General features: G+C 69.6%; 24 protein-coding genes and 1 pseudogene. 14 read left to right on the top strand and 11 right to left on the bottom strand.

The annotated features are described in order from the left end of the window. Positions 1–126: 126 nt before the first annotated feature. Complete coding sequence (locus tag ACXJKM_RS11505) at positions 127–666, bottom strand: ECF-type sigma factor (RefSeq protein ID WP_457352443.1); 540 nt, start codon at positions 664–666, stop codon at positions 127–129. 88 nt (positions 667–754) lie between these two features. Here ACXJKM_RS11505 and ACXJKM_RS11500 point away from each other — a divergent pair, with 88 nt between their 5' ends. Then, positions 755–1,003, top strand: coding sequence for a DUF3297 family protein (locus ACXJKM_RS11500; protein ID WP_056204906.1), 249 nt, complete (start codon positions 755–757; stop codon positions 1,001–1,003). Here the strand turns inward: ACXJKM_RS11500 and ACXJKM_RS11495 are convergent. Next, the gene (locus ACXJKM_RS11495) at positions 994–1,380 is read right to left on the bottom strand and encodes a hypothetical protein (protein ID WP_457352441.1); all 387 of its coding nucleotides are present in this window, start codon (positions 1,378–1,380) and stop codon (positions 994–996) included. The two genes, ACXJKM_RS11500 and ACXJKM_RS11495, sit on opposite strands and share 10 nt — an antisense overlap. Further along, entirely contained in the window at positions 1,377–2,735 is a 1,359-nt protein-coding gene (locus ACXJKM_RS11490; RefSeq protein ID WP_457352439.1) for a cytochrome P450, read from the bottom strand. Before ACXJKM_RS11490 ends, ACXJKM_RS11495 begins: the two co-directional genes overlap by 4 nt. A 60-nt stretch (positions 2,736–2,795) precedes the next feature. On the opposite strand from ACXJKM_RS11490, the gene ACXJKM_RS11485 reads away from it, so the two are divergent. From ACXJKM_RS11485 to ACXJKM_RS11460, 6 genes are all read left to right on the top strand, one after another. Further along, positions 2,796–3,641 (top strand): helix-turn-helix domain-containing protein, encoded by an 846-nt coding sequence (locus ACXJKM_RS11485; RefSeq protein WP_457352437.1) that lies wholly within the window; start codon positions 2,796–2,798, stop codon positions 3,639–3,641. Between the two features lie 22 nt (positions 3,642–3,663). Beyond that, positions 3,664–4,482, top strand: a complete 819-nt coding sequence (locus ACXJKM_RS11480) for a hypothetical protein (protein WP_457352435.1) — start codon at positions 3,664–3,666, stop codon at positions 4,480–4,482. An 82-nt stretch (positions 4,483–4,564) separates the two neighbouring features. Next, the gene (locus ACXJKM_RS11475) at positions 4,565–5,743 is read left to right on the top strand and encodes an acetyl-CoA C-acyltransferase (RefSeq protein ID WP_457352433.1); all 1,179 of its coding nucleotides are present in this window, start codon (positions 4,565–4,567) and stop codon (positions 5,741–5,743) included. Beyond that, positions 5,743–6,372: a LysE family translocator gene (locus ACXJKM_RS11470; protein WP_457352431.1), complete on the top strand. Its 630-nt coding sequence runs from the start codon at positions 5,743–5,745 to the stop codon at positions 6,370–6,372. Before ACXJKM_RS11475 ends, ACXJKM_RS11470 begins: the two co-directional genes overlap by 1 nt. Then, the gene (locus ACXJKM_RS11465; RefSeq protein ID WP_457352429.1) at positions 6,369–7,034 is read left to right on the top strand and encodes an SDR family oxidoreductase; all 666 of its coding nucleotides are present in this window, start codon (positions 6,369–6,371) and stop codon (positions 7,032–7,034) included. Before ACXJKM_RS11470 ends, ACXJKM_RS11465 begins: the two co-directional genes overlap by 4 nt. A 54-nt stretch (positions 7,035–7,088) precedes the next feature. Beyond that, complete coding sequence (locus tag ACXJKM_RS11460) at positions 7,089–7,559, top strand: MaoC family dehydratase (protein ID WP_056204884.1); 471 nt, start codon at positions 7,089–7,091, stop codon at positions 7,557–7,559. On the opposite strand, the gene ACXJKM_RS11455 is transcribed toward ACXJKM_RS11460, so the two are convergent. From ACXJKM_RS11455 to ACXJKM_RS11445, 3 genes are all read right to left on the bottom strand, one after another. Continuing rightward, positions 7,540–7,908 carry a response regulator gene (locus ACXJKM_RS11455; RefSeq protein ID WP_200955361.1) on the bottom strand — a complete coding sequence of 123 codons (369 nt, stop codon included), beginning with the start codon at positions 7,906–7,908 and terminating at the stop codon, positions 7,540–7,542. The genes ACXJKM_RS11460 and ACXJKM_RS11455 overlap by 20 nt on opposite strands. Next, positions 7,905–9,716 carry a PAS domain-containing sensor histidine kinase gene (locus ACXJKM_RS11450; RefSeq protein ID WP_457352426.1) on the bottom strand — a complete coding sequence of 604 codons (1,812 nt, stop codon included), beginning with the start codon at positions 9,714–9,716 and terminating at the stop codon, positions 7,905–7,907. The genes ACXJKM_RS11455 and ACXJKM_RS11450 overlap by 4 nt, the downstream gene beginning before the upstream one ends. A gap of 115 nt (positions 9,717–9,831) precedes the next feature. Then, positions 9,832–12,858 carry a VIT domain-containing protein gene (locus ACXJKM_RS11445; protein WP_457352424.1) on the bottom strand — a complete coding sequence of 1,009 codons (3,027 nt, stop codon included), beginning with the start codon at positions 12,856–12,858 and terminating at the stop codon, positions 9,832–9,834. Positions 12,859–13,114: 256 nt separating this feature from the next. On the opposite strand from ACXJKM_RS11445, the gene ACXJKM_RS11440 reads away from it, so the two are divergent. The 4 genes and pseudogenes from ACXJKM_RS11440 to ACXJKM_RS11425 all read left to right on the top strand — a co-directional run. Beyond that, positions 13,115–14,449, top strand: a complete 1,335-nt coding sequence (locus tag ACXJKM_RS11440; protein ID WP_457352422.1) for a hypothetical protein — start codon at positions 13,115–13,117, stop codon at positions 14,447–14,449. 44 nt (positions 14,450–14,493) lie between these two features. Next, a complete protein-coding gene (locus ACXJKM_RS11435; RefSeq protein WP_457352420.1) occupies positions 14,494–15,630 on the top strand; it encodes an acyl-CoA dehydrogenase family protein in 1,137 nt (378 codons plus the stop codon). A 360-nt stretch (positions 15,631–15,990) separates the two neighbouring features. Then, on the top strand, positions 15,991–16,590 hold the full coding sequence (locus ACXJKM_RS11430) for a response regulator (RefSeq protein WP_457352418.1): 600 nt from the start codon (positions 15,991–15,993) through the stop codon (positions 16,588–16,590). Positions 16,591–16,704: 114 nt separating this feature from the next. Continuing rightward, positions 16,705–17,505, top strand: a pseudogene (locus ACXJKM_RS11425) (methyl-accepting chemotaxis protein); the annotation flags it as partial. Here ACXJKM_RS11425 and ACXJKM_RS11420 read toward each other — a convergent pair. Next, a complete protein-coding gene (locus ACXJKM_RS11420) occupies positions 17,502–18,425 on the bottom strand; it encodes a lactate/malate family dehydrogenase (protein WP_457322653.1) in 924 nt (307 codons plus the stop codon). The pseudogene ACXJKM_RS11425 and the gene ACXJKM_RS11420 overlap by 4 nt on opposite strands. A 151-nt stretch (positions 18,426–18,576) precedes the next feature. On the opposite strand from ACXJKM_RS11420, the gene ACXJKM_RS11415 reads away from it, so the two are divergent. Beyond that, positions 18,577–19,515 carry an ATP-binding cassette domain-containing protein gene (locus ACXJKM_RS11415; RefSeq protein WP_457352417.1) on the top strand — a complete coding sequence of 313 codons (939 nt, stop codon included), beginning with the start codon at positions 18,577–18,579 and terminating at the stop codon, positions 19,513–19,515. A 3-nt stretch (positions 19,516–19,518) separates the two neighbouring features. Then, complete coding sequence (locus ACXJKM_RS11410) at positions 19,519–20,814, top strand: ABC transporter permease (RefSeq protein ID WP_457352415.1); 1,296 nt, start codon at positions 19,519–19,521, stop codon at positions 20,812–20,814. 49 nt (positions 20,815–20,863) lie between these two features. Here ACXJKM_RS11410 and ACXJKM_RS11405 read toward each other — a convergent pair whose 3' ends face one another. Next, a complete protein-coding gene (locus tag ACXJKM_RS11405; RefSeq protein ID WP_457352413.1) occupies positions 20,864–23,020 on the bottom strand; it encodes an acyl-CoA dehydrogenase in 2,157 nt (718 codons plus the stop codon). A 181-nt stretch (positions 23,021–23,201) separates the two neighbouring features. Here ACXJKM_RS11405 and ACXJKM_RS11400 point away from each other — a divergent pair, with 181 nt between their 5' ends. Beyond that, complete coding sequence (locus tag ACXJKM_RS11400) at positions 23,202–23,495, top strand: hypothetical protein (RefSeq protein ID WP_056204845.1); 294 nt, start codon at positions 23,202–23,204, stop codon at positions 23,493–23,495. 51 nt (positions 23,496–23,546) lie between these two features. Here ACXJKM_RS11400 and ACXJKM_RS11395 read toward each other — a convergent pair whose 3' ends face one another. Genes ACXJKM_RS11395 through ACXJKM_RS11385 form a run of 3 tightly spaced genes read right to left on the bottom strand, consistent with a single transcriptional unit; the run spans position 23,547 to position 25,329 of the window. After that, positions 23,547–23,984 carry a carboxypeptidase-like regulatory domain-containing protein gene (locus ACXJKM_RS11395; RefSeq protein WP_082533054.1) on the bottom strand — a complete coding sequence of 146 codons (438 nt, stop codon included), beginning with the start codon at positions 23,982–23,984 and terminating at the stop codon, positions 23,547–23,549. Further along, complete coding sequence (locus tag ACXJKM_RS11390) at positions 23,981–25,000, bottom strand: hypothetical protein (RefSeq protein WP_457352410.1); 1,020 nt, start codon at positions 24,998–25,000, stop codon at positions 23,981–23,983. Before ACXJKM_RS11390 ends, ACXJKM_RS11395 begins: the two co-directional genes overlap by 4 nt. Continuing rightward, positions 24,997–25,329 carry a hypothetical protein gene (locus tag ACXJKM_RS11385; protein ID WP_457322660.1) on the bottom strand — a complete coding sequence of 111 codons (333 nt, stop codon included), beginning with the start codon at positions 25,327–25,329 and terminating at the stop codon, positions 24,997–24,999. Before ACXJKM_RS11385 ends, ACXJKM_RS11390 begins: the two co-directional genes overlap by 4 nt. Positions 25,330–25,582: the final 253 nt, after the last annotated feature.

Raw genomic sequence — 25,582 nt, 5'->3', positions numbered from 1 at the left:
CCGCTCCCAAGCCGGCCCGTCAGGCGATGTGCTCGCGGCTTGATGCCGCGAGCATCGCCGTCCCCGCGGGGGACCGGCTGGGATGGCCCGCGTTCAGCGAGGCGCGACCGGACGAGGGGTTTCATTTCACGCCTGCAACGCGTCGAACAAGAAAGCCCGCGCTTTACGCCAGTCGCGCTTGATCGTCGGCACCGAAACGCCCAGCAACTCAGCGATCTCCTCCAGCTCCAGGCCGCCGAAGAAGCGCATCTCGACGACCTGGTGGGCGCGGCCGTCGGCGCGCTCCAGCATCTGCAGCACGTCGTCGAGCTTGAGCACATCGGGCGGTACGATCTGCTCCAGCGCTGCTGTCGACAGCGTCACCTCGGCCAGCCCGCCGCCGCGCTTGTCGGCGTGGCGCTCGCGAACGTGGTCGATGATGACGCTGCGCATGACCTTGCTGGCGTGGGCGAAGAACTGCGCGCGGTGCTGCGCGGCTTCGCGGCCCGCACTCTTCAGCCAGACCTCATGGATCAGTGCCGCCGGCTCCAGCGTCATCGGTGCGTGGCCGGCGAGATGACTTCTTGCCAGGCGCTTGAGCTCGGGGTAGAGCAGGGTGTAGAGGCGGTCTCGCGCCTCGGTCTCGCCGGACGCCAGGGCCGTCAGCAGCTGGGTGATCTCTGTCATGGGCGCGATGCTGGCGCCAAGTGCGCCCGTGCGGAACCCCCACCTTGCGCGCGAGAATGCCGGTTTGCTTCTCCGCCCGCCCTATTCCATGCCTGACACCCCCAGCCGCCCCGAACTGCCCGACCATCTCAGCGTCGACCCGCGCAGCCCTCACCACGTCGCCGCCGTCTTCGAGCACGACATCGGCATCCGCTTCAACGGCAAGGAGCGCCAGGACGTCGAGGAGTACTGCATCAGCGAGGGCTGGATCAAGGTGCCCGCCGGCAAGACGCTGGACCGCAAGGGCCGGCCGCTGTGCATCAAGCTCAAGGGTGCTGTCGAGGCTTTCTACCGCTGAGACATCAGCACCAATGCGGCCGCCGCGAGCAGCGCGATCCAGGCCGGGTGACGGCCGCGGTTGCTGAGCAGCACCAGGCCGCCGCTGACCGCCAACGCCGTGGCGGCGGCCGCTTCGATGATGCCGCCGGACATCGCCTGCACCGCCGGTTGGGCCAGCCACGCCAGCACCACCGCCAGTGCCCAGGCCAGGGCCGTGACGACATGCCAGCTTGCCCACAGGATGCGGGTCTGGAATTCGCGCAGTGCCGGCTGGCCGCCGACGGGCACCAGGCCGCCAGCGCGCAGATGGCGGAACAGCATGCGCTCGCCCAGCCATGAGTGCGCCAGGCCGATGACGAAGACCAGCGCCGCCGCGCCAACGAGCCAGGGGTTCATGCCGCCCTCCGTGAAGTGAGCCTCAGTGTGAGGCCGGACTCGGGCCGCAGCGTGACGGCCATGCGCGGTTTGGGCGCCTCGTTGCCGGCCGGGCTCAGCTCGAAGCGCTGCAGCAGAAGCGCGGCGATCAGCGTCATCTCCAGCACCGCGAAATGCTGGCCCAGGCAGACGCGCGGGCCCAGGCCGAAGGGGATGTAGGCGCCGCGCGGGATTTCGTGTGCAGCCCCTGGCATGAAGCGCTCGGGCTTGAAGGCCAGCGGCGCATCCGGCCACCAGCGCGGGTCGCGGTGCAGCAGCCAGGGCGTCACGCGCACCAGCGTGCGGGCCGGCAGGCGCACGCCGCCCAGCGTAATCTCACGCGTCAGGCGGCGCGTCATGACGGCCGCCACCGGCGGGTACAGGCGCATCGCCTCCTTCAGCGTGGCGGACAGAAAAGGCAGGGCGCCCGCGTCATCGGCCGTTGGCACGCTGCCGGCCAGCACGGCATCAACTTCGGCCCGGGCGCGCGCCTGGGCTTCAGGGTGTGCCGCCAGCAGCCAGCTCCACCACAGCAGGGCCGTCGCGCTCGTCTCATGGCCGGCCTGGAAGCTGACCATGCACTGGTCGTAGACCTCCTGTGGCGACAGCGCCTCGCCGGTCGCCTCGTCGCGCAATGCCATCAGCATGCCGAGCAGGTCGGGCTTGCCGTCGCCGGACGCGCGCCGGGCGTTGACATGGCCGCCCAGCAGTCCGTGCATCAGCTTGTGTGCGCGCCGCTTGGCGGCCTTGCCCGGCAGCGGCAGCCAGTCGGGCAGCGTGAATGGCCAGAACATCTCGGCCAGCGCCGTCTCGCTGAGCACCTGCACGGCGTGCGCAGCGGCCGCGGTGTCGGCGCCGATCGGCGTGCTGAACAGCGTGCGCGAGATGACGTCCATCGTCAGGTGGCTGAACAGCGTGTCCATCGCCACCTCGCCGTCCTGTACGCCGGCCAGCCCGGCGACGGCCGCATCGGTCATCAGCGCCGCATAGCCGGCCACGCGCTTGGGGGTGAAGGCCTGCATCAGCATGCGGCGCTGGCGCTGCCACGTGGCGCCTTCGGTGACGAGCACGGACTGGCCCATCAGCTGGGAAAACACCTCGGGCCCGCGCGCCCAGCGGATCAGCGCGTCGGCATGGTCCACCATGACCTCGCGCACCAGTTCCGGGTCGAAGACATCGACGCCTCGTTCGCCGAGGATGGTCTGGCGCGGCAGATCGCCCAGCGATCGCTGCGCGGAGATCACCGCGAGATAGTCGCGCCGCATGGCCATCAGCACGGGGAAGCCCCACCAGCGGGTGGGGTGCGAAGGGAGGTCGTTCCAGGTCAGCGTCGTCATGGACCGTGATGCTGCGCTCCTGGGGCGGACGGGTCTTGAACGAATGCGACACTGATCGCGATGCAAGCCCACACACGCCTCTGGCTGCCGCCGCTGGCCCTCGCCGGCTGCGTGCGTGGCGTGATGCTGCGCGACACGCGCGGCCGAAACCTCGATGCCGTGCAGCGCGAGAACTACTTTCCCGCAACACCGCTGGTCCAGCTGTTCTGGTGGGCCGAGGGCAGCAGCGAATGGCTGGCAACACCGGGTTTCTCAACACCGCCGCCGGAGCGCCGCCACGCGCCCGTGCTGTTCGGCGGGCCGTTCACGCTGCCCACGCACACGCGCAACCTCGGCGAGGTGTGGGCCTTCAAGCTGCTGCTGTTGCCCGACGCCTTCATCGCGCTGACTGGTGTCGCGCTGGACCGCCACGTCAACCGGGTCGTCGATGCGCGCGAGATGCTGCCCGCGGACTGGCTGGCCTGGGCCGAGCAGATGTCCGCCGCGCCCGATGACGCCACGCGCTTGCAATTGCTCGAAGACTTCCTGCTGCCCCGCTGGCAGGCCCTGGGCACGCAGCGCCCCGGCCACCGCTATGCCGACTGGACCCAGGCCTTGGCGGTGCGCGCCGCCACCAGCGCGGCCGGCCGCAGCCTGCGCCAGCTCGAGCGCCGCATCAAGGCCTGGGCCGGCTTGCCGATGCGCGAGCTGCGCGCCGTGTCGCGCGCCGAGAACGCCTTCCACGCGGTGGCTGCCGCCGAGGCCGGCGCCGGTGTGAACTGGGCCGACATCGCCGCCGACAACGACTACGCCGACCAGAGCCATCTCTGCCGCGAGACGCGCCGCCTGACCGGCTTCAGCCCCGAGGACCTGCGCCGCCGCATCCAGGCGGAGGAAGCCTTCTGGGCTTACCGGTTATGGCGCTGAACCCGAGGCCTAAACTTGCGCGATGACCCGCCTGCTGCTCCTGGCCCYGTTGCTGTGCTGGGTGGCTACATCGACCCGCGCGGCACCTTGCCCGCAGCCGCTGCGCATCGGCTTCAGCGATGCTGCCTCACCGCCGGGCCTGCTGGGTCAGGGCCCCGACTTTCCCGAGCCGCCAGGTTGGGAGGTCGTCGCCGTGCGCGAGGCGCTCAAACGCCTGGGCTGCCAGGGCGAACTGCTGCGCCTGCCCAACCGCCGCCTGTCGGCCTCATTGGCCCAGGGCGGCGTCGACATCGCGCTGCTGTTCGGCACCACGCCCGAGCGTCTGCGCAGCTTGCGCTTCCCGCTCGACGCTCACGGCCGGCCCGACGTGGCCTGGGCTCCCGTATTCGGCCACCTGGCGCTGTTTGGTCGCGGTGGCGAGGCTCCCGATCCCGCCTGGGACGGCAAGCTTCTGCCCAAGGGCCTGCGCGTGGGCGTGCTGGCCGGCTCGGTGCAGGACGCCATCGCGCGCGGTCACGGCTGGGCGGTCGAGCCCATCAGCGCACTCGACGCGGGGCCGACCATGCTGCAGGCGCGCCGCTTCGACCTGCTGCTGAGCACCCGCGAGGTGCTCACACCCGAGCAGCGCGCCGAGGTCGTCGAATGGGCGCCCGGCGTGGCCAAGCTGCCCTATTTCGCGCCAGCCTCGCCGCAGTTCGCCCAGCGCCACCCGGACTGGACGCGCGCCTTCTGGCGCCAGCTGTGCCAGGCCGTGCGGCGGCTGGAACCCGACATCCGCCCGGTTGAATGCGGCAGCGCGCCGGCCACGGCCTGGCGCCAGGCCCCAAGCCCAACCGATTGACCCTGGCATTGCGCGGCAATTGACGCGCACGTCAATTGATCGCGTCAGAATGGCGCATCTGAGTTACCAACGGAGTACAGCCATGTCCGACCCGATCGTCATTGTTTCCGCCGCCCGCACCCCCATCGGCGGCCTGCTGGGTGATTTCGCCGGCCTGGCCGGCTGGGAGCTGGGCGCCATTGCCATCAAGGCGGCCGTCGAGCGCGCCGGCGTGCCGGGCGACTCGGTCGATGAAGTGCTGATGGGCAACTGCCTGATGGCCGGCCAGGGTCAGGCGCCCGCCCGCCAGGCCGTGCGCAAGGCCGGCCTGCCGGATTCGGCCGGCGCCGTCACGCTGAGCAAGATGTGCGGCTCCGGCATGCGCACCATGATGTTTGCTCACGACATGTTGGCAGCCGGCTCGGCCGAGGTCATGGTGGCCGGCGGCATGGAAAGCATGACCAATGCGCCGCACCTGATGTTCGCGCGCAAGGGCGTCAAGTACGGCGTGGCCCAGATGTACGACCACATGGCCCTGGACGGCCTGGAAGACGCCTATGAGCGCGGCAAGGCCATGGGCGTGTTCGCCGAACAGTGCGTGAGCAAATACAGCTTCAGCCGCGAGGCCATGGACCAGTACGCCATCACCTCCACGCAGCGCGCCAAGGCCGCCAACGAGAGCGGCGCCTTCGATTGGGAAATGGCGCCGGTGACGATCAGCTCGCCTAAGGGCGACACCGTCATCAAGTTCGACGAGCAGCCCTTCAAGGCCAAGCTCGACAAGATCCCGTCGCTCAAGCCCGCTTTCAAGAAGGACGGCGCCATCACCGCCGCCACCTCGTCCAGCATCTCCGACGGCGCCGCCGCCCTGGTACTGATGCGCGAGAGCACGGCCAAGGCCCGCGGCCTGGCACCGATCGCCCGCATCGTCAGCCATGCCGTGCACGCCCAGGCGCCGGAATGGTTCAGCACTGCGCCGGCCGGCGCCATCCAGAAGGCGCTGGCCAAGGCCGGCTGGCAGGCGGGCCAGGTGGATCTGTGGGAAGTCAATGAAGCCTTCGCCGCCGTCACCATGGCCGCGATGGCCGACTTCAAGCTGCCCCACGACATCGTCAACGTCAACGGCGGTGCCGTGGCACTGGGCCACCCCATCGGCGCCAGCGGTGCGCGCATCGTCGTCACACTGCTGGGCGCGCTGAAGGCCCGTGGGCTCAAGAAGGGCATGGCGGCGTTGTGCATTGGTGGCGGTGAAGCGACGGCGCTGGCGGTGGAGATGCTCTGATGCTGGGTACCCACGATCTGGCGCTGTTTGCCGCCACCGTCTTCGTGCTGAATGCGACGCCCGGCGTCGACATGGCCTACACGGTCGCCAGCACGCTGCGTGGCGGCTGGCGCCAGGGCGTGGCGGCGGCGGTCGGCATCATGGCGGGCTGCGTGCTGCATTCGCTGGCCGCGGCCTTTGGCCTGGCGGCGCTGTTGGCCACGTCGGCCGAGGCCTTCACGGTCGTCAAGCTCGTGGGTGCGGCGTATCTGCTCTATGTGGCATGGGGCATGGCCCGGGCCGGGCTGCGTCCGGCGTCGGCCGCGGCCGAAGTGAGCGCGCCGCAGTCGCTGTGGCGCACCGCGCGGCAGGGCTTCTTTACGAATGCGCTGAATCCCAAGGTCGCGCTGTTCTTCCTTGCGCTGCTGCCGCAGTTCATCGCGGCCGACGCACCGAGCAAGACGCTTTCTTTCCTGTTCCTGGGTGGCTGGTTCATCGTGCAGGGCCTGCTCTTCCTGCTCGCCCTCATCGTGCTGATAGCACCGTTGCGCCGTTCCAAACCGCGGCCTTGGGTGGGGCGCAGCCTCAACCTCGGTGGCGCCGGTCTTTTCACCTTGCTCGCGGCCAAGCTTGCGTTGACCAAACCATGAATGTTCTCATCGTCGGTGCATCTCGAGGCTTGGGCCTGGAATTCGTCCGCCAGTACCGTGCGGCCGGCGCGCGCATCACGGCCACGGCCCGCGACGAGGCGGCGCTGGACCGGCTGCACGCCCACGGCGCCCGCGCCTTGAAGCTGGACGTGGCCGACACGGCCAGCGTGTCCGGCCTGGCCTGGCTGATCGACGGCGAGGCCTTCGACGTCGTCGTCATCAACGCCGGCGTCTACGGCCCCAGCACTTCGGGCCTGGAGACGCCGACGGTGGAGGACTTCGACGCCGTCATGCACACCAATGTGCTCGGCCCGATGCGCCTGCTGCCGCAGATTGCCGAGGCGCTGGCGCCGGGTGCCCGCGTGGCCATCCTCTCCTCCAAGATGGGCTCCATCGGCTCGCGCGCCAGCACCAGCGGCTGGCTCTACCGGGCTTCCAAGGCGGCGGTGAACTCCGTCATGAAAGATGCCGCGCTGACCCTGGCAGGCAAGGCCACCGTCATCAGCTTCCACCCCGGCTGGGTGCGCACCGACATGGGCGGCTCGGGCGCCGACATCGACGCGTCGACCAGCATCGCCGGCATGCGCACCGTGCTGGCCAGCGTGAAACCGGCGGATACGGGCAGTTTCTTCAATTACGACGGGCAACGATTGGACTGGTGAGTCCCCTTTATTGGCGGCGCGGCGGCCCGGCGGATTGCGCTAAGGTCTCGACCCATGGACACAACCCTCGCAGAAGCCGAAACGACCAGCCTGATCCGTGCCGGGGAAACCTGCGAACGTCACATCCGCTTCACGCGTGAGGACATCGCCGCTTTTGCCCGCCTGACCGGCGACTCCAACCCCCTGCACCACGATGTGCAGGCGGCCCAGCGGGCACGGCACGGCGAGATCATCGCCAGCGGCCAGCAGACGACGGCGCAGATGATCGGCCTCGTCGCCAGCCACTTCTCGCGCGGCGATGACGGCGCGGATCGCGAGCTGTTGTGCCTGAACTTCAATTTCGCCTTCAAGGCGCCGGTGTTCGCCGAGCAAGAGCTGCTGCTGCACTGGCGCGTGGCCAGCGTGGAATGGAATGCGACGCTCGGTGGCTGGCTGGCCCTCGTCGATGGGCGGGCGACCGTGCGCAACGCCCACCCTTGCGTAGTCGGGCGTGGCACGCTGCTCGTCAAGGCAGCCAGGGCCTGATTTCGTCCGCGAGCGTGGTCACATCGATGGGTTTGCCGATATGGGCGGCACAGCCGGCCGCCAGCGCTCGGGCGCGTTCCTCGGGCATGGCCTGGGCGCTCATCGCCAGCACAGGCACGTCGCGCAGCGACGGATCGGCCTTCAGTCGGCGTGTGGCCTCGTAGCCGTCGAGAACCGGCATGCGCAGGTCCATCAGGATGATGTCGGGCCGGCGCGCGGCGGCAGCTTCCAGGCCAAGTTGACCATTGGCCGCCCAGTCGACCTCGAAGCCGGCGGCCTCCAGCACGTAGCGCGCGAGATAGGCGTTGGCCGCGTTGTCCTCGACCAGCAGCACCCGCGGCAGCGTCATGGCAGCGCGTCCATCTCGATGATGAAGCGCGAGCCCCCACCTTCGACAGGCTCGTGGCGGATGCGACCCTGCATGCCGGCCAGCAGCTGGGCGCTCAGATAGAGGCCCAGCCCCGTGCCCTCCTGGGCATGGGCGACGCCGCCTTCGAGCTGGCGGAAGGGCTGGAAGAGCAGGGCTCGATGCGCCTCGGGGATGCCGGGGCCGTGATCCCTGACGCTCAGGACCAGGCGCTCGCCGTCTTGCCAGGCCTGGATCTCGATGTCACCTTGCTCGGAGAACTTGATGGCATTGCCCACCAGGTTGATCAGCACCTGGGTCAGCTTGCGGCGGTCCCCACGCCAGGGCAGCGACGGGGCCATGGCCAGCTTCAACACCAGGCCCCGGGGTTCGGCCAGCGGGCGCAACTGGCCCGCCACGTCGGCAGCGATCTCGGCGATGTCGATCGGCTCGACGTGGAGGTCCATGCGACCGGCCTCGATGCGCGACAACTCCAGCAGGTCGTTGATGAGGGCCAGCAGGTGGCGGCCGGAGCTGGCGACGAAACCGAGCTGGCGTTTCTGCTCGGCGTTGACCGGGCCGCTGCGGCCACCGTGGATCAGGTCGGTGAAGCCGAGGATGGCATTCAGCGGCGTGCGCAGCTCATGACTCATGCGCGCCAGGAACTCGGACTTGAGCCGGTCAGCCTCCTGCAGCCTCAGGTGCTCGGCGGCCACGCGCTCGGCGGCCTTGCGTTCCGAGATGTCGTGCACGAAGCCGACGAACAGCGTCTCGCCGTCGAGCTCGAAGCGCGCGAAACGGATCTCCACCGGCAGATCCCGGCCATCGGCATGTCGGGCCAGGGTCTCGACGCCGCGCCAGTCCAGGCGTTTTTCTCCGGTCGCCATGTGGCGGGCCAGGCCAGCGACGTGCTGCGCCCGCAGGGCCTCGGGCTGCAAGGTCGCCAGCGGCTGGCCGTTGAGGCTGCCCGGTTCATGGCCGAGCAGCGCGTGGATGGCGGGATTGGCGAAACGGATGCTACTGCCGGCATCGATGATGACGGCGCCGTCGATGCTGGTCTCCCACAGCGAGCGGAACAGCGCCTCGCTGCGCTGCACGGCCTGGTGGGTGCCCTGGTCCTCGCGGGCGCGCCGCATCACGAGGCCAGCGGCGGTCAGGCCGAACAGCAGGGCGCAGACCATCAGCATGCCGATCAGTGCCGTCGCCGTGATGCGCGACGCCAGCCCGAGACTGGCCGAGAAGCGATGCTCCATCGGCGTCAGCCGCGCATCCAGCGCCAGCACGCGGGGCTGCAGCGCGGCACGGGCCTCGGGAGGCAGTTCGCGGGCCTGGTGGGCCAGCGCGGTCATCTCGGTGATCAGCTCGTCGGCCTCGCGCCAGATGGCGACCGACTCGGCCATATAGGGCAGGCCGCGGCAGCAGCGGTAGAGCCGGATCAGGCCGGACGTGTCGTCGGCATGGTTGCGCGATTCGATGAAGCCCTGGCGGGCCTCGTCGTCATGGGCGCCACCTCCGTCCATGGCCTCGCGTGCACGCCTGGCGTTCAGGGGCACGGCGATCTCGCGCTCGAACGCCTGGTACTGCGCCTCGTCGCCGGATTGCAGATAGAGCACCAGGGCCAGCGTCGCGCTCTTCTGCGCACGTGACCATTGGCTTTCGCCAGCGACGTAGGCCCGTGCGGCCGACAGCGCCGTGATGGCATACAGCCCCAGCACCGCCAGCAACGCCGCCATGCCGATCAGCAGCCAGGCCACGCGGCGCGCACCGTGCGGCAGCACGGCGGCTGGGGTGGAGGCGGAAGCGTGACTCACCGTGTCCGAGTATGCCCAGACGCTGCCGGCGCGGGAACCTCAGGACGTAGGACGTTGCCTTCTGTTCTGCCTCGGCAGGGGTGTCATGCGCCGAGTGGTCAGAGCAAACCGGTCGTTACTTCGCTGCGCCACCCGCCCGCCCCTCCACCTCGAAGCTGCCCACCAGCACCTGGTCACCCCGGCCCGACAGGCGAAGCACGACGCGTTCGTCCTTCTGCGCGCCGGTGCCGAAGCCGGTGGCCAGCCACAGCATCAGCGTCGTGTAGGGCGACACCAGCTGCTGGCTGTGGCCATAGAACTGGACGCGCACCTCGTAGCGGCCCGGCTTGGCGCGGCGCAGCGAGAACTCCTCGGGGCCGTAGCCGCCCGTGAAGTCACGCGACATCGCGCCGCCCTGGCGGGTCAGGCGGTGGGCGTAGTAGGCCTTCTCGCCGTCGGGGTCGGTCACCCAGAGGTCGATGTCGGTGTTGTCGGCGTCCCAGGTCAGCACCGCGCGCAGGTCCAGCGGCAGGTTTTGGCGCAGCCGCGCGTCGACACGCGACAGGTCCAGCTTGGGCGTCCGGGCGGCCAGGGCATTGAGCTCGGTCAGCGCAATCAGGTCGATGTCGGCAAAGCGCCCGTCCCAGGGCCGGCTGGCCACGTCCCACAACAGGTCCAGCGCGCGCTGGGGCTGGGTGGCGGCGAGGGCCAGGGCGAGGTCGCGCGAGGACTGCGGCTCGTCCGGTGCCAGTTCGCGCACGCGCTCCAGCAGCGGCACGGCCAGGGGGGTCTGGCCGGCCTGCTGCAGCCGGTAGGCCAGGATGCGCAGGATGTGGCGGTTCTCCAGCTCCATCTCGGCGAGGTTGGACAGCACGCGCACGGCCAGTGCCTGCTGACCCTTGGCGAAGAAGATCTCGGCCGCGTCGATGAAGAAGGCGGTGCTGGACAGATAGCCGGGCCGCTCGTCGAGGTAGATGGCATAGCGCTCGGCGTCGCTGGCCTCGCGCAGGCGGCGTGCGTAGGCGGCATTGGGCTCCCAGGCTCTCAGCGCGATGCTGGCCGGGGCGGCCGTGGTGCCGGCGTCCTCTTCGCGGGCGCGGCGCAATCCCGTCACGGACACGGATTCGAGCGCGGGCGCAGCTGAGGGAGCCAACATCTGCGCGAGAGGCGGCGGTGCCGGCGCTGCGGCGGGTGCTGGCGGCGGCTCTCGCAGGGCGATGGGGGCCGCTGGCTGCGCGATCGATGGGCGGACCGGCGCAGGCGCTGCCGGCCGGGTCTCGGCCACGGCGATGGGCGGCGTCTCGACGGGCCCCCGCGGGAACTCCTGGGCCCACCAGGCCTGGCGCTGCTTGAAGCGCTGCACGAGGCTGTCGATATGCCTTTCGCGGTCGGCCTGGCGCGTGGCGCCGCGCTGGGCCAGGCTCTGCCGGTAGGCCGCGCGCAGGGTGGCCGTGGGGGGCGCGATCTCGTAGCGCACATAGTCGGCCAGCTCGTCGAGCACGATCAGCGAGGTCTCGGCGCTGAGCAGGCGGAACTGCTCGCCCAGACGCCGGATCTGGGCGCGGTTGCGTTGCTGCTCGGCCGACAGCTCGGCGATGCGCAGCTCGGCCCAGCGCCGCGCCGCCAGCGGCAGCGTGGCCTCGTCGGACGGAGGGCTCTCGGTCGGCGCCTTCAGCTCGATGCGGCGCTGGCTGCGCCGCCCCTGGCCATCGATGAGGGTGACGAGGAGGCGGCCGGTGACCACTGTCAGGCGAGTTGCGATGGCGAGGCGGCCGTTCTCGGGGTGCAGGGATTCGATGACGACGTCCTCGATGCCCTCGACGCCGTCGCCTTTTACGTCCAGTACCTGCAGGCCGGGCCTTGTCAGCGCGGTGAAGGCGGACGCGGTGCCCATCCGGGTCAGGTCCAGCAGGCGTGCACCGCCGGCCTCGGCGAGGCGGCGCAGTCGTGGCAGGTCGGCCCGGCTGGCGGCATTCACCGTGAACACGGGGCCGGCGGGTGGCAGGCCGCCGAGGTCGGGCCAGGTGGCCAGGCCGTCGCTGAACAGCAGGCTCATCGTGCCGCTGCCGGGGGGCGCGGCGGCCAGGCCGGCATACCAGGCGGCCGGGCTGCTGGCGCCGTCGTACGGCAACTGCTGCAGGGTGCGGCGCAGGGGCTGCCAGTCGCCACCGCGCACGTCGAAAACACGCACCGGCTCGGCGGCATCGCGTGCCACGGTCAGCTGCACGCGCACGTCGCGGGCGGCGGACAAGAGGGCATCGAGCAGGGCGAACTCGCGCGCATGGTCGCGCTCGGCGCCGGAGCCGGAGGCATCCCAGACGAGGTTGAGTTCGCGAGGCAGGCGGGTGGCGCCACGCGCGCCCTCGACGGCGGCGAGCTCGGCATAGGCGTAGACCTGGCCGAGATGCTCCTGCACGATGACGCTGTCGCCGCCGCTGGCGGCCCAGCTCAGAGCCAGCGCCTCGCGCGGCTGCCAGTTGCGTCGCTGCAGCCGCAGCGACGTCTCGTCGCCACGGGAGAAAGTCTCGACGCCGGCCAATGCGCCGCTCACCTGCGGCTTGCCGCCACGCAGGTCGAAGCGACCCTCGAACTGGCCCATCGGCTGGCCGAAGTTCAAGGGCAGGCGGTACTGCATGCGCCCCTGCGGGTCGGGCTGCAGCGTCTCGGCCAGTTGCAGCATGACGCGCCGCTCGCCGTTGGGTGGCACCGGATAGATGCGCAGCTTGAAGTTGTTGCCGGCGGTGCGCTCGAGCAGGGCCGGGTCGACGCGACGGCGCGAGATGTCGTCGAACACCTGGCGGCCCTTGTCCTTGGGCACGGGCACGGCGCTGACCATCTCGCCGCGGATGTCCAGCGCAAAGCCGACGACGCTCTGGCCGGCATCGAGCGGGAATTCCAGCGTGGCTTCCAGCTGGCGCGGGTTGGGGTTGTGCACGACGAGCTCGATGCGCGTCTGCGCCTGGGCGCCGGCCAGCGTGGCATGCACCTGCACGCGCTGCAGCGTCAGCGGCTGGCTGGCGTCGGGCACGATGAAGCGCGGCATGGGCGGCGCTACCGGGGGCAGGGGCTTGGGCGGCGGTGGCGGAGGGCTGAGCGCGAAAGCGGCCGAGGCCACCAGGGTCAGCAGGGCGAACAGCGAGCGAAGCGTCGTGGCGGAAGGCATAAAGGTGTCCGGGACGGGCAAGCCAGGCGGCACCGACAACACCTTGCCCAAACCGGCATCGTCGGCGAGTGCACCGTGTTCGTCAGCGTGAAGCTGGCGAACACAGGGCCTCTGCTTCTACGGCGGCAGCGGGCAAACAGGGTGAACGCCGCCCCGAAAACCGCCGGAGGGCGACCGAGGGAATATTCCCTTCGGTCCTTTACTGCTACCGCGACCGCTGCTGCCTAAGCTGCGCCGTCTTCATGGGAGCTTGTCGATGCGCCGTGGGTTCAAGGTGTTGCTGTGGATCGTGCTCGGTCCGATGGCGTTGCTGCTGCTGCTGGGCATTGCCTGGCTGGCCTGCAATGGTCGCTGGGCGGATGCCGCCTCTCAGCCGGTACCCCCGGAGCTGCAGCCGCAGGCGGTGACGCTGGCGCCGCAGGACAACGCCTTCTTCGACGCCCAGGGGCTGCGCGCGCCGCAGGGTGAGGCGCCGAATGCCTGGGGGCAGCGCAGCTGGCGCGGTGAGGTCAGCGGCGAAGCCGGGCTGCTGGCGCTGCCATCGGGAGAGGACTGGAACTGCAACGCCGCCAAGGAGGATTGCGTGGCCCGCTGGCGTACCGCCGCGGCGGGGCTGAAGGCGCAGATGGCCAATGCCACCCTGTTCGGCGAACGTTGCAAGGCGCTGGCAGCCAGGCCCGGCTTCCAGGAGCCGGCACCGGTGCGTCGGCCCCGCCCACCCGGCAGCTCGTCCTTCGAAGCCCTGGCGCAGCCGCAGTTCGGAGGCGTGACCCATTGCATGCGCTGGTTGCAGATCGAAGCCGTGCTCGCGCCGGATGCACAGCGCGCGGAGCTGTCCTGGGCAAGGGCGGATGCGCTGCTGCGCCTCTTCGTCTCCGGCTCCCAGACCTTGCTCGGCCAAGCTGTCGGTTGGGTCACGGCCATGCGGCACCAGCAGTTGTTGGTGCAGTGGGCGGCGCGCCAGCCGGCAGGCGCGGTGCTGCCGGCTGCTTGGCGAGCCCCGCTGCCGGCACGCCTGCTGCAGCCGCGCCTGTGGATGGCAGCGGAGTCGCATTTCCAGCGTGAGACGGTTGCCGACCTGAGCGCGCATGGCGACCAGATGTTCGACATGGAACCCAATCCGCCGCAGGCCTGGGCCAGCCGGCACAGCCTGGGCTATCTGCCGCAGCTGACGATACAGGCCATGAGCGCCTACTGGTTGGCCGACATGCGGTCCTTCGGCCATCTGCAGGGCCCGGCGCTGGCGCGGCAGGTGCGCGGCAAGCCGGAGCCCGACGCCTCCTGGTGGCGCTTCCTGCGCTGGCGCAACACGGTCGGCCACGTGTTGGTGGAGGTCGGCCGACCTGCCTTCGAAAGCTATGCCTTGCGCCAGGCCGACCTGGTGCTCTCGCAGGCTGCGCTCGACCTCAGCCAGCAGCTGAACGCGCTGCCCGTCGCGGAGCGCCCGGGCTGGTGGCAGCGCCAGACGCTGGACACCGGCGTTCGCGAGCGCCTGAGCCTTGAAGGCGACGCGCTGACGGTCCGCACCTGGCGCGGCGAAGTCGAGGCGGCGCATGCGGCGCCCTTGCGCTTCCCGCTGCGCCCCGGCTGACGCAGCCTCGACAATGGCTCATCCAATCCAACAGGTTGAGCACCATGCTTCTTACCGAAGACCACCTCGCCGTGCAAGACGCCATCCGCGCCTTCGTGCAGGCCGAGATCGCCCCCCATGCCGCGGCCTGGGACAAGAACCACCACTTTCCGGCCGAGCAGCTGAAGGGTCTGGCGGCCCTGGGCTGCTATGGCGTTGCCGTGCCGACCGAATGGGACGGCGCGGGCCTGGACTATCTGGCGCTGGCAGTCATCCTCGAAGAGATCGGCGCGGGTGACGGCGGCACAAGTACCGTGGTCAGCGTCAACAACTGCCCGGTCTGCTCCATCCTGATGGGCTTTGCCAACGACGAGCAGAAGGAGCGCTTCCTCAAACCCCTGGCGCGCGGCGACATGCTGGGCGCCTTCTGCCTGACCGAGCCTCATGTCGGCTCGGAAGCTGGCGGCCTGCGCACGACGGCCGTCCGCGATGGCGATGACTATGTGCTCAACGGCGTCAAGCAGTTCATCACCAGCGGCAAGCACGGCGATGTCGCCATCGTCATGGCGGTGACCGACAAGGCCGCTGGCAAGAAGGGCATCAGCGCTTTCGTCGTCCCGACCAATACACCCGGCTACCAGGTCGCGCGCATCGAGGAGAAGATGGGCCAGCACAGCAGCGACACGGCCCAGATCCTGTTCGAGAACTGCCGCGTGCCGGCTGCCAACCGCCTGGGCGATGAAGGCCAGGGCCTGAAGATCGCCCTGTCGGGCCTGGAGGGCGGGCGCATCGGCATCGCCTCGCAATCGGTCGGCATGGCGCGCGCGGCCTTCGAGGCGGCACTGCGCTACAGCAAGGACCGGGTCACCTTTGGCCAGCCCATCTTCAACCATCAGGCGGTGCAGTTCAAGCTGGCCGACATGGCCACGCAGATCGAGGCGGCCCGCCAGTTGATCTGGCATGCCGCCAGCCTGAAGGATGCCGGCCGACCCTGCCTGAAGGAGGCGGCCATGGCCAAGCTGTTCGCCAGCGAGATGGCCGAGAAGGTCTGCTCCGAGGCCATCCAGATCCACGGCGGCTATGGCTACCTCAGCGACTTCCCCGTCGAGCGCATCTACCGCGACGTGCGGGTGACGCAGATCTACGAGGGCACGAGCGAGGTGCAGAAGATCCTGATCGGGCGGGCGCTGGCGGCGGGCTGAGAGGGCGAGAGGCAAGCCAACGCGCGGAACGCCCTCTCGGGCATGCCGGATTCCCGCTCACCGTTCTGAGCGGCGCTCATCACGCCGTCAGAGCGGCTGCTGCTCGTTCGACCCGCCCGTTCCTTCACGCTTGCCGCGGTGCTCGGCGAGGGCCAACCGTATGGGGGATGCGGTTGGCTGGCTCGAACTCGTGAACACCGCCGGCCGCCGATCAACGCCAAGCGGCGCGCAGCGACAAGCCGCACGGCCAGCCGCCACCCCGTTACTGCCAGCTCTTTCGTGAAATCAGGCGCATGCCACGTTCTTGACTAACGTGACACGCAGCTCTAACCTGACAGCAGCAAATCAGGAGCAGCCGCCGTGAATGAGACTTTGACGAGTAGTGAAGCTGCGCGGATATGCGGCGTGAGCTTTCGGACGGTGATCCGATGGATCGAGCGCAACGAGCTGCAGGCCTATCGGTTGCCTGGCCGTGGCGACTATCGCGTCCTCGCGACCGAACTGCGCCGGTTCATGAGCGTGCATGGCATTCCTGATCCCGATGACATGCCCGGGCAACCCAAACGCATCCTGGTGGTCGACGACGAAGCCGCGATGGCCAGCGCGATCAAGCGGGCGCTCAAGCGCGAAGGCTTCGAGGTGGCCACCGCGAGCGACGGCTTCCTGGCGGGGTCGATGCTGCACGTCTTCAAGCCGCACCTGATGACCCTGGACCTCCAGATGCCCGGCATCGACGGCTTCGGCGTCCTGCGCTTCCTGCGCGAGCAACCGCCGCCGTTTCCGCTGAAGGTGCTCGTCGTTTCCGGCGAGAGCGAGCAACGTCTGCAGCAGGCGCTCGAGCTGGGCGCGCATGGCGCGCTGGCCAAACCCTTCGAGAACGAGGAACTGCGGCAGGCCGTCGGGCGGATCCTGGGCGAAGCGCCCCGGGGCGCGCGCACCGGTGATGACAAGGCGCCCTGAGGAGACCTTCGCTCGAGTGGGGCGCAGCCATGAACAACCACAGGCCAGGCGACACGACCAGCCTGCTGGCGCAGCTGCGGGAGATGCAGGAGAGCCTGTCCCGCGTGGTGGCCGGCGGCGCTCGAGGAGACCGCAGCTTCGATGGAGCAGCTCAGCGCCACCGTCAAGCAGAACGCCGACAACGCCAGCGAGGCCAACGCACTCGCGCAGGGCGCCAGCGTCATCGCCATCAAGGGCGGCGAAGTGGTCGGCCAGGTCGTCGACACGATGAAGGAGATCAACGCCGGCTCGAAGAAGATTGCCGACATCATCGGCGTCATCGACGGCATCGCTTTTCAGACCAACATCCTCGCCTTGAACGCGGCGGTGGAAGCGGCGCGCGCCGGTGAGCAGGGCCGCGGCTTCGCGGTCGTCGCCAGCGAGGTGCGCAGCCTGGCCGGTCGATCGGCGAACGCCGCCAAGGAGATCAAGAGCCTGATCGGATCGAGCGTGCAGCGTGTCGAGCAGGGCACGGCGCTGGTCGATCAGGCCGGTGCCACGATGACGGAAGTGGTCAACTCGATCAAGCGTGTGACCGACATCATGGTCGAGATCAGCGCGGCCAGCACGGAGCAAAGTGCCGGCGTGTGCCATGTGGGTGAAGCCGTCGGTCAGATGGACCAGGTCACGCAGCAGAACGCCGCGCTGGTGGAGGAAAGCGCGGCGGCGGCGGAGAGCCTGCGGGTGCAGGCACTGCGGCTGGTGCAGACGGTCGAAGTGTTCAAGCTGGCTCAGAGCAGCCCGGCGCACGAGCCCGCGGCGCCTTTGGCACCACGCGCCGCCGCGGCGCGCGTCGGCAGCGGTGTCAAGCGCCGCAGCCCGCAGCGCGCAAAGGCTGCGAGCCGGCCCGCATGGGGGCCCGCCAAGCTGGCCTAGGCGCCGGCGGCGAGTGACGCGAACGCTCGCGCCAGCACCGCGCTCGACGCCGCCAACGCCGCCCGCTCGGCCGCATCCATCGCTGGCTCCACCACCTGCACCGCGCCGCCCGCGCCCACCAGCGCCGGCAGGGACAACGCCACGCCGCGGATGCCACAGGCGCCCTCCTGCACGCGGCTGACGGGCAGAAGCCGGCGCTCATCGTTGACGAGGGCGCCGATGAGCTCGCTCGTGACGAGCCCGATGGCGTGGTTGGTGGCGCCCTTGCGCTGGATGACGTCGTAGGCCGCGCGGCGCACGTGGCCCGCCAGCGTGGCTTCCTCGTCCGCCGGCCAGCCGGCCCAGTCGCGCAGCGCCACGCCACCGACGCGCGCGCCGGACCACAGCACGACCGACGAGTCGCCATGCTCGCCCACGACCTGCGCATGCACCGACGTCGGCGACACCTTCAGGTGCATGGCGAGCCGCTCGCGCAGCCGCGCCGTGTCCAGCAGCGTGCCGGTGCCGATGACACGCTCCGGTGGCAGGCCGGCGGCCGCGGCGACCACGCGGGTCAGCACGTCGACCGGGTTGGTCACGACGATGACGATGCCGCCGAAGCCGGCCAGCGCCCGGCCCATGCCGGCGGCGATGCGGGCGTTGTCGCGCAGCAGGTCCAGACGGCTCTCGTCCGGCCGGCCGTTGCGCCCGGCGGCCAGCACGACGATGTCGGCCTCGCGCATCTGCGCCAGGGGCACGGCACTCACGGCGCAGCGCGGGTAGAAGGCCGCACCGTCGGCCAGGTCCATGGCCTCGCCCTCGGCCACGGCGGCGCGCTGGTCGCACAGCCACAGTTCGCGCGCATGCCCGGCGAGCAGCGTTGAAAACGCGACGCTGGTGCCGACCCAGCCCGTGCCGATGATGCCGATGCGTGCCTTCATGCCAGGCAGTATCGACCGCCCGACCCGGGTTTCACAGTTGGCGCGCCGTGCCGTTCATCCGCGCCCGATGCTTGCCGTTCGTCGCGTGGCAGGCACGCGCCGCCCGGCCCCTGTCTAGCATCGCGCCCATTCGAAACCCAAGGAGGCGGCAATGAAGGAAGACGTGCTGGTGGCCCGCGGCCTGCGCAAGGCCTATGGCGACCGCGTGGCCGTGCATGAGGTGGGCCTCGAGCTGCGGGCTGGTGAGGTGCTGGGCCTGCTCGGCCCTAACGGCGCTGGCAAGTCGACGACGGTCGGCATGATCTGCGGCCTGACGGTGCCCGGTGCCGGCATGGTGACGCTGTCCGGCGGCGTCAGTCTCGCCAGCGACGAGGCCGGCTACAAGCGCCGCATCGGCCTGGTGCCCCAGGACATCGCGCTGTACGAGGAACTGCCGGCGCGCATGAACGTGGAGCTCTTCGGCAACCTCTATGGCATGGCGCCTGAACTGCTGAAGCGCCGCGCCGACGAGGTGCTGGCCATGGTGGGCCTGTCGGACCGCGCCAAGGACAAGCCCTCGACCTTCTCCGGCGGCATGAAGCGGCGGCTCAACATCGCCTGCGCGCTGATCCACGACCCCGAGATCATCCTGCTCGACGAGCCCACGGCCGGCGTCGACCCACAAAGCCGCAACGCCATCTTCGACAACCTGGAGATGCTCAAGCGCGCCGGCAAGGCCTTGATCTACACGACCCACTACATGGAGGAGGCCGAGCGCCTGGCAGACCGGCTCGTCATCATCGACCATGGCCGCGTCGTCGCCAGCGGCACCCAGGCCCAGCTTTTCGCGTTGCTGCCGGCCGCGCAGACGCTGCACGTCGAGATCGACGGCGAGCCCAACGATGCGGCGCTGCAAGGCCTGGCCGGCTTTCCCGATGTCAGGCGGGTGGGCCAGCGGCTGGACGTCAGCGTCGCCGACATCGGCCGCGACGCCGGCGCCGTACTGGCCGCGCTGGCGCAGCGCGGTGTCAGGGTGCGCGGTCTCGCCTCGGCCCGCGCGACGCTCGAAGACGTCTTCCTGTCGCTCACCGGTCGTCAACTGCGGGACTGAACCATGCAAGCCATCCTCGCGCTCGTCCGTGCAGAACTGAAGCTGCACTTCTCCAACCGCCGCGCGCTGCTCATGAGCATCGTCGCGCCCATCCTCATCGCCGCCTTCTTCGGCAGCCTGTTCGGCTCCAGCAGCAAGATGGCCGGCATCGCCGTCGGTGTCGTCGACCTGGACCGCAGCCCGCTGTCGCAGCGCGTCGTCGCAGCACTGCAGGCCGAGTCCGCGTTGAAGACCACGGTCACCGATGAGGCCGACGTCGTGGCGCAGGTGCGCGCCGGCAAGCTGCGCGCCGCGGCCATCCTGCCGCAGGGCCTGGGCCAGCAAGCGGCGGGGGCCATGTTCGGCACCAGCCCGAAGCCCGTGATCGTGCTGCACTACGACCCCTCGCAGGCCAGCGCCCTGGCCGTCGTGCGCGGGCTGCTGGCGCAGACGCTGATGCAGGAGGTCAGCCGCAGCACCTTCAGTGCCGGTAGCCCCGTGCTGGCGGACATGAAGCAACAGGTCGAGACCTCGCAAGGCCTGGACACCGAACGCCGGGCCGAGCTCGTGCGCATGTTCGACAGCATCGGCGCCGTGCAAAAGCGCGAGACCGCTCAGCCTCCGGGCGGTGCTTCCGCGGCGGCGGCGGGCGGCCTGTCCATGCCCTACACGACGCGCGAGGTCGAGGCCCTGCAATCCGGCGCCAATGCCGCCCCCGTGGCCTACAACAGCTATGCCCACTCCTTCGCCGGCATGGGCGTGCAGTTCATCCTGATGAGCGGCGTAGAGATGGGCATGGGCCTGCTGCTGATGCGCCGTCTGGGCCTGTGGAAGCGGCTGCGCGCGGCACCGCTGTCGCGCGCCCAGCTGCTGGGCAGTCGCATCGCCGCCAGCGCGCTGATCTCGCTGATCGTCTTCACCATCATCTACGTCGTGGCCATCGCCGCCTTCGGCGTGCGCGTGCTCGGCAGCCCGGCCGGCTTCGTGCTGGTGCTGGCCTGCTTTGCGCTGCTGACGGCCAGCTTCGGCCTGCTCATCGCGGCACTGGGCCGCACGCCCGAGGCCACACGCGGCCTGGCCATCCTGGCCACGCTGCTGATGGTCATGCTGGGCGGCGCCTGGGTACCGGCCTTCATCTTCCCGGAGTGGTTGCAGACGGCTTCGCTGGCGGTGCCGACGCGTTGGGCCGTGGATGCGCTGGATGCGATGACGTGGCGCGGTCAGCCCTTCGCCGCTGCGCTGCTGCCCAGCGCGGTGATGCTGGGCTTCAGCGCAGCCTTCGGGCTGCTGGCGATCTGGCGGTTTCGCTGGGAGGAGTGATTTTTCAGGCCCAATGACGCTGCCCACAGGAAGACCTTGCTTCGTCGCGTCAGTCCACCTGAATGACCTTGTCCGCCGCGCGCAGATAGGCCAGCGCGGCCTCGGGGTCGCGCGAGCTGGCGGCGGCGGCTTCCAGTGAGTGTGTGCGGCGCAGTGCGCGGTTCAGCTCGGTGACCTCCTCGGCCGGGGCGCCGCCCAGTGCATCGGCCAGGCGCAGCGCGTCGGCCAGGTCGCGCAGCCCGCCGGTGGCCGGCGGGGTGAAGTCGGGGCACAGGCGGGCCACGAGCGAGGGATCGGTGCGCAGTGATTCGGCCAGCGCAACGAGATCGCGATCGCGCAGCGGTGCCAGGTGGCGGGTGCCGTGCAGCAGCAGCGGCGACAGCGCCTTCAACGCGCCCGAAGGCATGTTGGCGTGCAGATCTCGCAGCGTGGCCGCGGCGGCTTCGAGCTGGAAGCGGATGGCGGCCCGGGCGAATGGCAGCATCTTCGGGTCGCCCTCGCCCTGCTCCTCCACCTTGAAGCGCCACACGCTGGCCGCCGCCAGGTAGAGGTGGGAGAGCACATCGCCCAGCCGCGCGGACAGCAGCTCCATGCGCTTGAGCCGCCCGCCGAGCAGCCCCATCGCGAGGTCGGCCGTCAGCGCGTACTTGGCCGACAAGCGGGCGATGAGCCGGGCTTCCTTTTCAAGCCCTGGCGGCACACGGCCCTTCAGGCCGGCGCCGAAGAGGCTGGCGCCGAGGTTGCGCGCGACGTGGCCTGCGTGGCCCAGCAGGGCTCGGCCCAGCGCGGCTTCGTCCTTGGCCTGCACGGCAGCCATTTCGGCCATCACGTGTGGGTGGCAGCGCACGGCGCCCTGGCCGAAGATGATGAGGGCCCGCGACAGCAGGTTGGCGCCTTCCACCGTGATGGCGATGGGCGCATGCCGATAGGCCACGCCCAGCAGGTTGCTCGGGCCGCTGATGATGCCCTTGCCGCCCAGCACGTCCATGCCCGTGCTGACGGCGCGGCGGCCGGCCTCGGTGAGCTGCACCTTGAGGATGGCGCTGGCCACGCTGGGCCGCTCGCCGGCGTCGAGTGCCGCTGCCGTGTAGCGGCGCGCGGCGTCGGACGCGTACAGATCCGCCGCCGTGCGGGCTATGAGACCCGCAATGGCCTCGAAGCGCGCGATGGGCAGGCCGAACTGCTCGCGGATGCGGCCATAGCCCGTCATCACGTAGAGCGCTGTCTGCTGCATGGCCGCGCCCAACGCCGGCAACGAGATGGCGCGCCCCGCAGCGAGGCATTCCATCAGCATGCGCCAGCCCTGGCCCACCTGAGCCTCGCCGCCGATGACCCAGTCCATGGGCACGAACACATCGTCGCCGTGGATGGGCCCGTTCATGAAGGCGGAGTTCATCGGCCGGTGGCGGCGCCCGATCTCCAGCCCCGGCGTGGGCACGGGGATCAGTGCGCAGGTGATGCCGAGATGCTGCTCCGCCGGCGGGCGCGACGGGTCAACGGCCTGGAAGGCCAGGCCCACCACGGAGGCCACCGGTGCGAGCGTGATGTAGCGCTTGTCAAAGCGCACGCTGAAGCCGCGCACGGTGTGGCCGTCGATCTCGCGCTCGGTCAGCATGCCGGTGTCGGGGATGGCCGCAGCGTCGGAACCGGCGTACGGCGAGGTGAGGCCGAAGCAGGGCAGGTCGCGGCCGTCCGCCAGGCGGGGCAGGTAGTGGGCCTCCTGCGCGTCCGTGCCGTAGCGCAGCAGCAGTTCGGCCGGGCCCAGCGAGTTGGGCACCATGACCGTCACGGCGGTGGCCACGTTGACGGTGGCGATACGGGTCACCACGGCGGCGTGGGCGAAATGGCCGAAGCCCAGGCCACCCTGCTCGCGCGGGATGATCATGCCGAAGAAGCGCCGCTCGCGCAGAAAGCGCCACACCTCGGGCGGCAGGTCGTGCGCCTCGTCGATCGCAAAGTCGTCGAGCATCGCGATCAGCTCGCGCACGTCGCCGTCCAGGAAGGCCTGCTCGTCGGCCGTCAGGCGGTTGGGCGCCATGGCGAGCAGGCGGTCGAAGTCCGGCGCGCCGGCGAACAATGCGCCTTCGAAACCCACCGTGCCGGCCTCCAGCGCCGCGCGCTCGGTGTCGCCCATCTGGGGCAAGGCCTTGGCGAACGGTTCAAACGCCCAGCGACCCAGCAACGGGCCGAGCAAGCTTGCGATCACGGCTGTGGTCTCCTTGGGGCCCATGCTGCGCCAGGCGAGGGTGGCGCAGCGTCAGCCGTGTCTGATTCTCAAGATCGGTACGAACAACAAACGAAACAAACCCCTGCCTCGCCTGACGTCTCCTGGTGACCCGCGTCGAGCACAGTCAAGGCCCGTCCAACCAGCATTCAGGAGCCCTGCCATGTCTGTGCAACCGTCCCGCCCCTTTTCCTCACGCCGTGCGCTGGCCGCGCTCGTCGTCGCCTGCGCCTTCGTGTCGGGCGTTGCTCATGCAACCGATGCCACGCGAGGCATCGAGCAGGCGCTCACCACGGCGCTGCAGGACAAGCGCGGCATCACGCTCTACGTGGCCGGGCAGACGATCTCGGGCGCGGTGACGCGCATCGAACCGGGGCTGTGGGTTGAACTGCGCAATCAGCAGTTTGGCCGCATGATCGTGCGCCTGGACCGCATCGACGGCATCGCCGCGCCCTGAGCCCGAGCTTCGCGGCGGGCCCTTCTCACCGGGCGCTATCCGCAGCCGCCTTCACTGCGACTTCTTGAGTTCGATCTGCAGCGAGGTCGGCTCGCCGGCCTTGAGTTCCACGACGCCGCGACCGGACGCCCAGCCCAGCGCAATCACGTGGACTTCGGCCGCGCCCGGGGCGTTGAGAGTCAGCGAGGCTTCGCCGCGGTCATTGGTCACGAGGGAGATGCCGTCGCCGCCGCCGACCTTGACCTTCACGTCGGCGTGGCTGACGGGCTTGCCGTTGCCACTGACCTTGACGACCAGCCGGGTGGTCGATTTGTCCCGATCTCGATCCTTGTCTTTTGGCGGTTTGCCTTTTGGGGCCTCGTCGTCATTGCCGGTGGGCGCCGATGCTGCGGCGTATGCCAGGGCGTGCTGCGGACGCAGCGCCGCGGCCAGGACCAGGACGACGCCGCAAAGCAAGGAGCGGCGGCAGGGCAGTGGAATTGTGTTCATGGGCGTGCTGCCTCCTTCTCGCCTCGGTTGGCGCTGAACCTCAACATGTCGGTCAGCACGTCGTCATAGTCCTGGCGTTCCTTGAAGCTGGCGCTCGCAGCAGGAAAGACGACCAGGTGGAACTTGACGGCGCTGTTGGCTTCGCGGCTGTCCGCAGGGCCGTCGGGCACCAGGAATTCGGTGATGACGATGGAGCAGCGAAGCCCCTGCGGCAACTGCGTGTTGTCCAGCATGGGGAAGTCGTATTGGCTGACCCAGAAATGCCGGTCCACGTCTTGTTCCGAGTCCCCCGGGAAGTCGACGCGCAGCCTGACCTCCACCTCGCGGCGCTCCAGGTTCACATCCACGATCTCGACCTGGAAGTGAATGGATTCGCCTTTGCCGCCCGGTGCCGCTCGTGATCGCGGCATGAGGCGCTGCAGCGTGATCTTCTCGTCGATGAAGGGCTTGCCAAAGTTTTCTGCCCAACCGCCCAGCGGCTGCGGATAGCCCTTGGCGAAGCCCCGGTGCGACAGGCTGTCGACCTGCTTGGAGATCAGGTTGGCCGCGCTGAGGTCCAGTCGCTTCTTGAACTCGGCATTGCGCGGCGTGGACGAGGCGTCCTTGCCTGTCAGCTTGCGAGCCACGTCCTTGAACAGAGGCGCCAGGTCCAGCGACTGGTTGAAGTTGCTCGCGAGCAGTTCGAGTTGCAGCACCTGCGTTTCGAGGTCGCCCTTCTTGGGTTCCTTCAGAAAGTTGCTGATGACGACGTTGAACATGTCCTTGCGGATCTGCGCGTCAGACTGCTCGCGCTGCGTCAGCAACTGCGCGTACAGCTTCTCGTTGCCCTCGCGCGTCTCGCGTTCCTTCTGCAGCCCGGTCAGGTAGTAGCCGCCCACCACCGTCACGATCAGCGTCACTGCCGGCATGCCGATCGCCTTGATCCACTCCAGGCGAGTGGCGCCGGTGTCCTTCTCGCCGGGCTTGCCCTTGTCTTGCGCCTTGTTGTTGACCTTGTCCGCCTCCTTGACCGTCACCGCAGCTTCTCCAGCCGCTGCCCGACGACGAAATCAAAGCGCACGGGGTTCTCGAACAGATAGACCTCGAACGGCGGGCCGATGCTGGTGCCGCGCTGCACGCGCATCTCGCACTTGCCATTCACGGGCAGGCGCAGCGCGAAGCTGCCGTTGGCATCGCTCGTCGCCTCCGTGGTGCGTGCGCCCTGCCCGAAGCGGGGGCAGGCCAGCTGAACCTGTACGGCGCCCAGCGGCCCATGGTCCGAGCGGACGGTGCCGTACAGCGCCCCTGCCATGGCGCCGAGCGGCAGCATGGCCAGGGACAGTGCGGCGAGGCGGCTGAATCGCATCGTGATCTCCTGGCGAGGCTGGCACTGTGCGCCTTCACGGCAGGCCCATCAAGCCTGCGGGAACGGCATGTCAACTGTTTTGAGGATGTGAGGATGTCTGCGGGTCCTGGCAGGGCCTGCGCTTCGTCCCGAGGCGGCGTTGGCTCACGGTTCTTCTGATCGTGTTGGTGCTGCTGCTGATGGGCCGCCTGTAGGCCGTATCGCTTGACTTGGGCGTGCGCTCACAAGCTGTATCAACCTTGAACGTCAACCG

This window comes from Roseateles sp. P5_D6 (genome assembly GCF_054049415.1).
The sequence above is the reverse complement of the archived record's forward strand: the minus strand, read 5'-3'. Positions and strand labels throughout refer to the sequence as shown.

Coding starts and splice junctions, on each gene's coding strand:
- ACXJKM_RS11505 (WP_457352443.1), bottom strand. CDS start 666: ATGACAGAGATCACCCAGCTGCTGACGGCCCTGGCGTCCGGCGAGACC.
- ACXJKM_RS11500 (WP_056204906.1), top strand. CDS start 755: ATGCCTGACACCCCCAGCCGCCCCGAACTGCCCGACCATCTCAGCGTC.
- ACXJKM_RS11495 (WP_457352441.1), bottom strand. CDS start 1,380: ATGAACCCCTGGCTCGTTGGCGCGGCGGCGCTGGTCTTCGTCATCGGC.
- ACXJKM_RS11490 (WP_457352439.1), bottom strand. CDS start 2,735: ATGACGACGCTGACCTGGAACGACCTCCCTTCGCACCCCACCCGCTGG.
- ACXJKM_RS11485 (WP_457352437.1), top strand. CDS start 2,796: ATGCAAGCCCACACACGCCTCTGGCTGCCGCCGCTGGCCCTCGCCGGC.
- ACXJKM_RS11475 (WP_457352433.1), top strand. CDS start 4,565: ATGTCCGACCCGATCGTCATTGTTTCCGCCGCCCGCACCCCCATCGGC.
- ACXJKM_RS11470 (WP_457352431.1), top strand. CDS start 5,743: ATGCTGGGTACCCACGATCTGGCGCTGTTTGCCGCCACCGTCTTCGTG.
- ACXJKM_RS11465 (WP_457352429.1), top strand. CDS start 6,369: ATGAATGTTCTCATCGTCGGTGCATCTCGAGGCTTGGGCCTGGAATTC.
- ACXJKM_RS11460 (WP_056204884.1), top strand. CDS start 7,089: ATGGACACAACCCTCGCAGAAGCCGAAACGACCAGCCTGATCCGTGCC.
- ACXJKM_RS11455 (WP_200955361.1), bottom strand. CDS start 7,908: ATGACGCTGCCGCGGGTGCTGCTGGTCGAGGACAACGCGGCCAACGCC.
- ACXJKM_RS11445 (WP_457352424.1), bottom strand. CDS start 12,858: ATGCCTTCCGCCACGACGCTTCGCTCGCTGTTCGCCCTGCTGACCCTG.
- ACXJKM_RS11440 (WP_457352422.1), top strand. CDS start 13,115: ATGCGCCGTGGGTTCAAGGTGTTGCTGTGGATCGTGCTCGGTCCGATG.
- ACXJKM_RS11435 (WP_457352420.1), top strand. CDS start 14,494: ATGCTTCTTACCGAAGACCACCTCGCCGTGCAAGACGCCATCCGCGCC.
- ACXJKM_RS11420 (WP_457322653.1), bottom strand. CDS start 18,425: ATGAAGGCACGCATCGGCATCATCGGCACGGGCTGGGTCGGCACCAGC.
- ACXJKM_RS11415 (WP_457352417.1), top strand. CDS start 18,577: ATGAAGGAAGACGTGCTGGTGGCCCGCGGCCTGCGCAAGGCCTATGGC.
- ACXJKM_RS11410 (WP_457352415.1), top strand. CDS start 19,519: ATGCAAGCCATCCTCGCGCTCGTCCGTGCAGAACTGAAGCTGCACTTC.
- ACXJKM_RS11400 (WP_056204845.1), top strand. CDS start 23,202: ATGTCTGTGCAACCGTCCCGCCCCTTTTCCTCACGCCGTGCGCTGGCC.
- ACXJKM_RS11395 (WP_082533054.1), bottom strand. CDS start 23,984: ATGAACACAATTCCACTGCCCTGCCGCCGCTCCTTGCTTTGCGGCGTC.
- ACXJKM_RS11385 (WP_457322660.1), bottom strand. CDS start 25,329: ATGCGATTCAGCCGCCTCGCCGCACTGTCCCTGGCCATGCTGCCGCTC.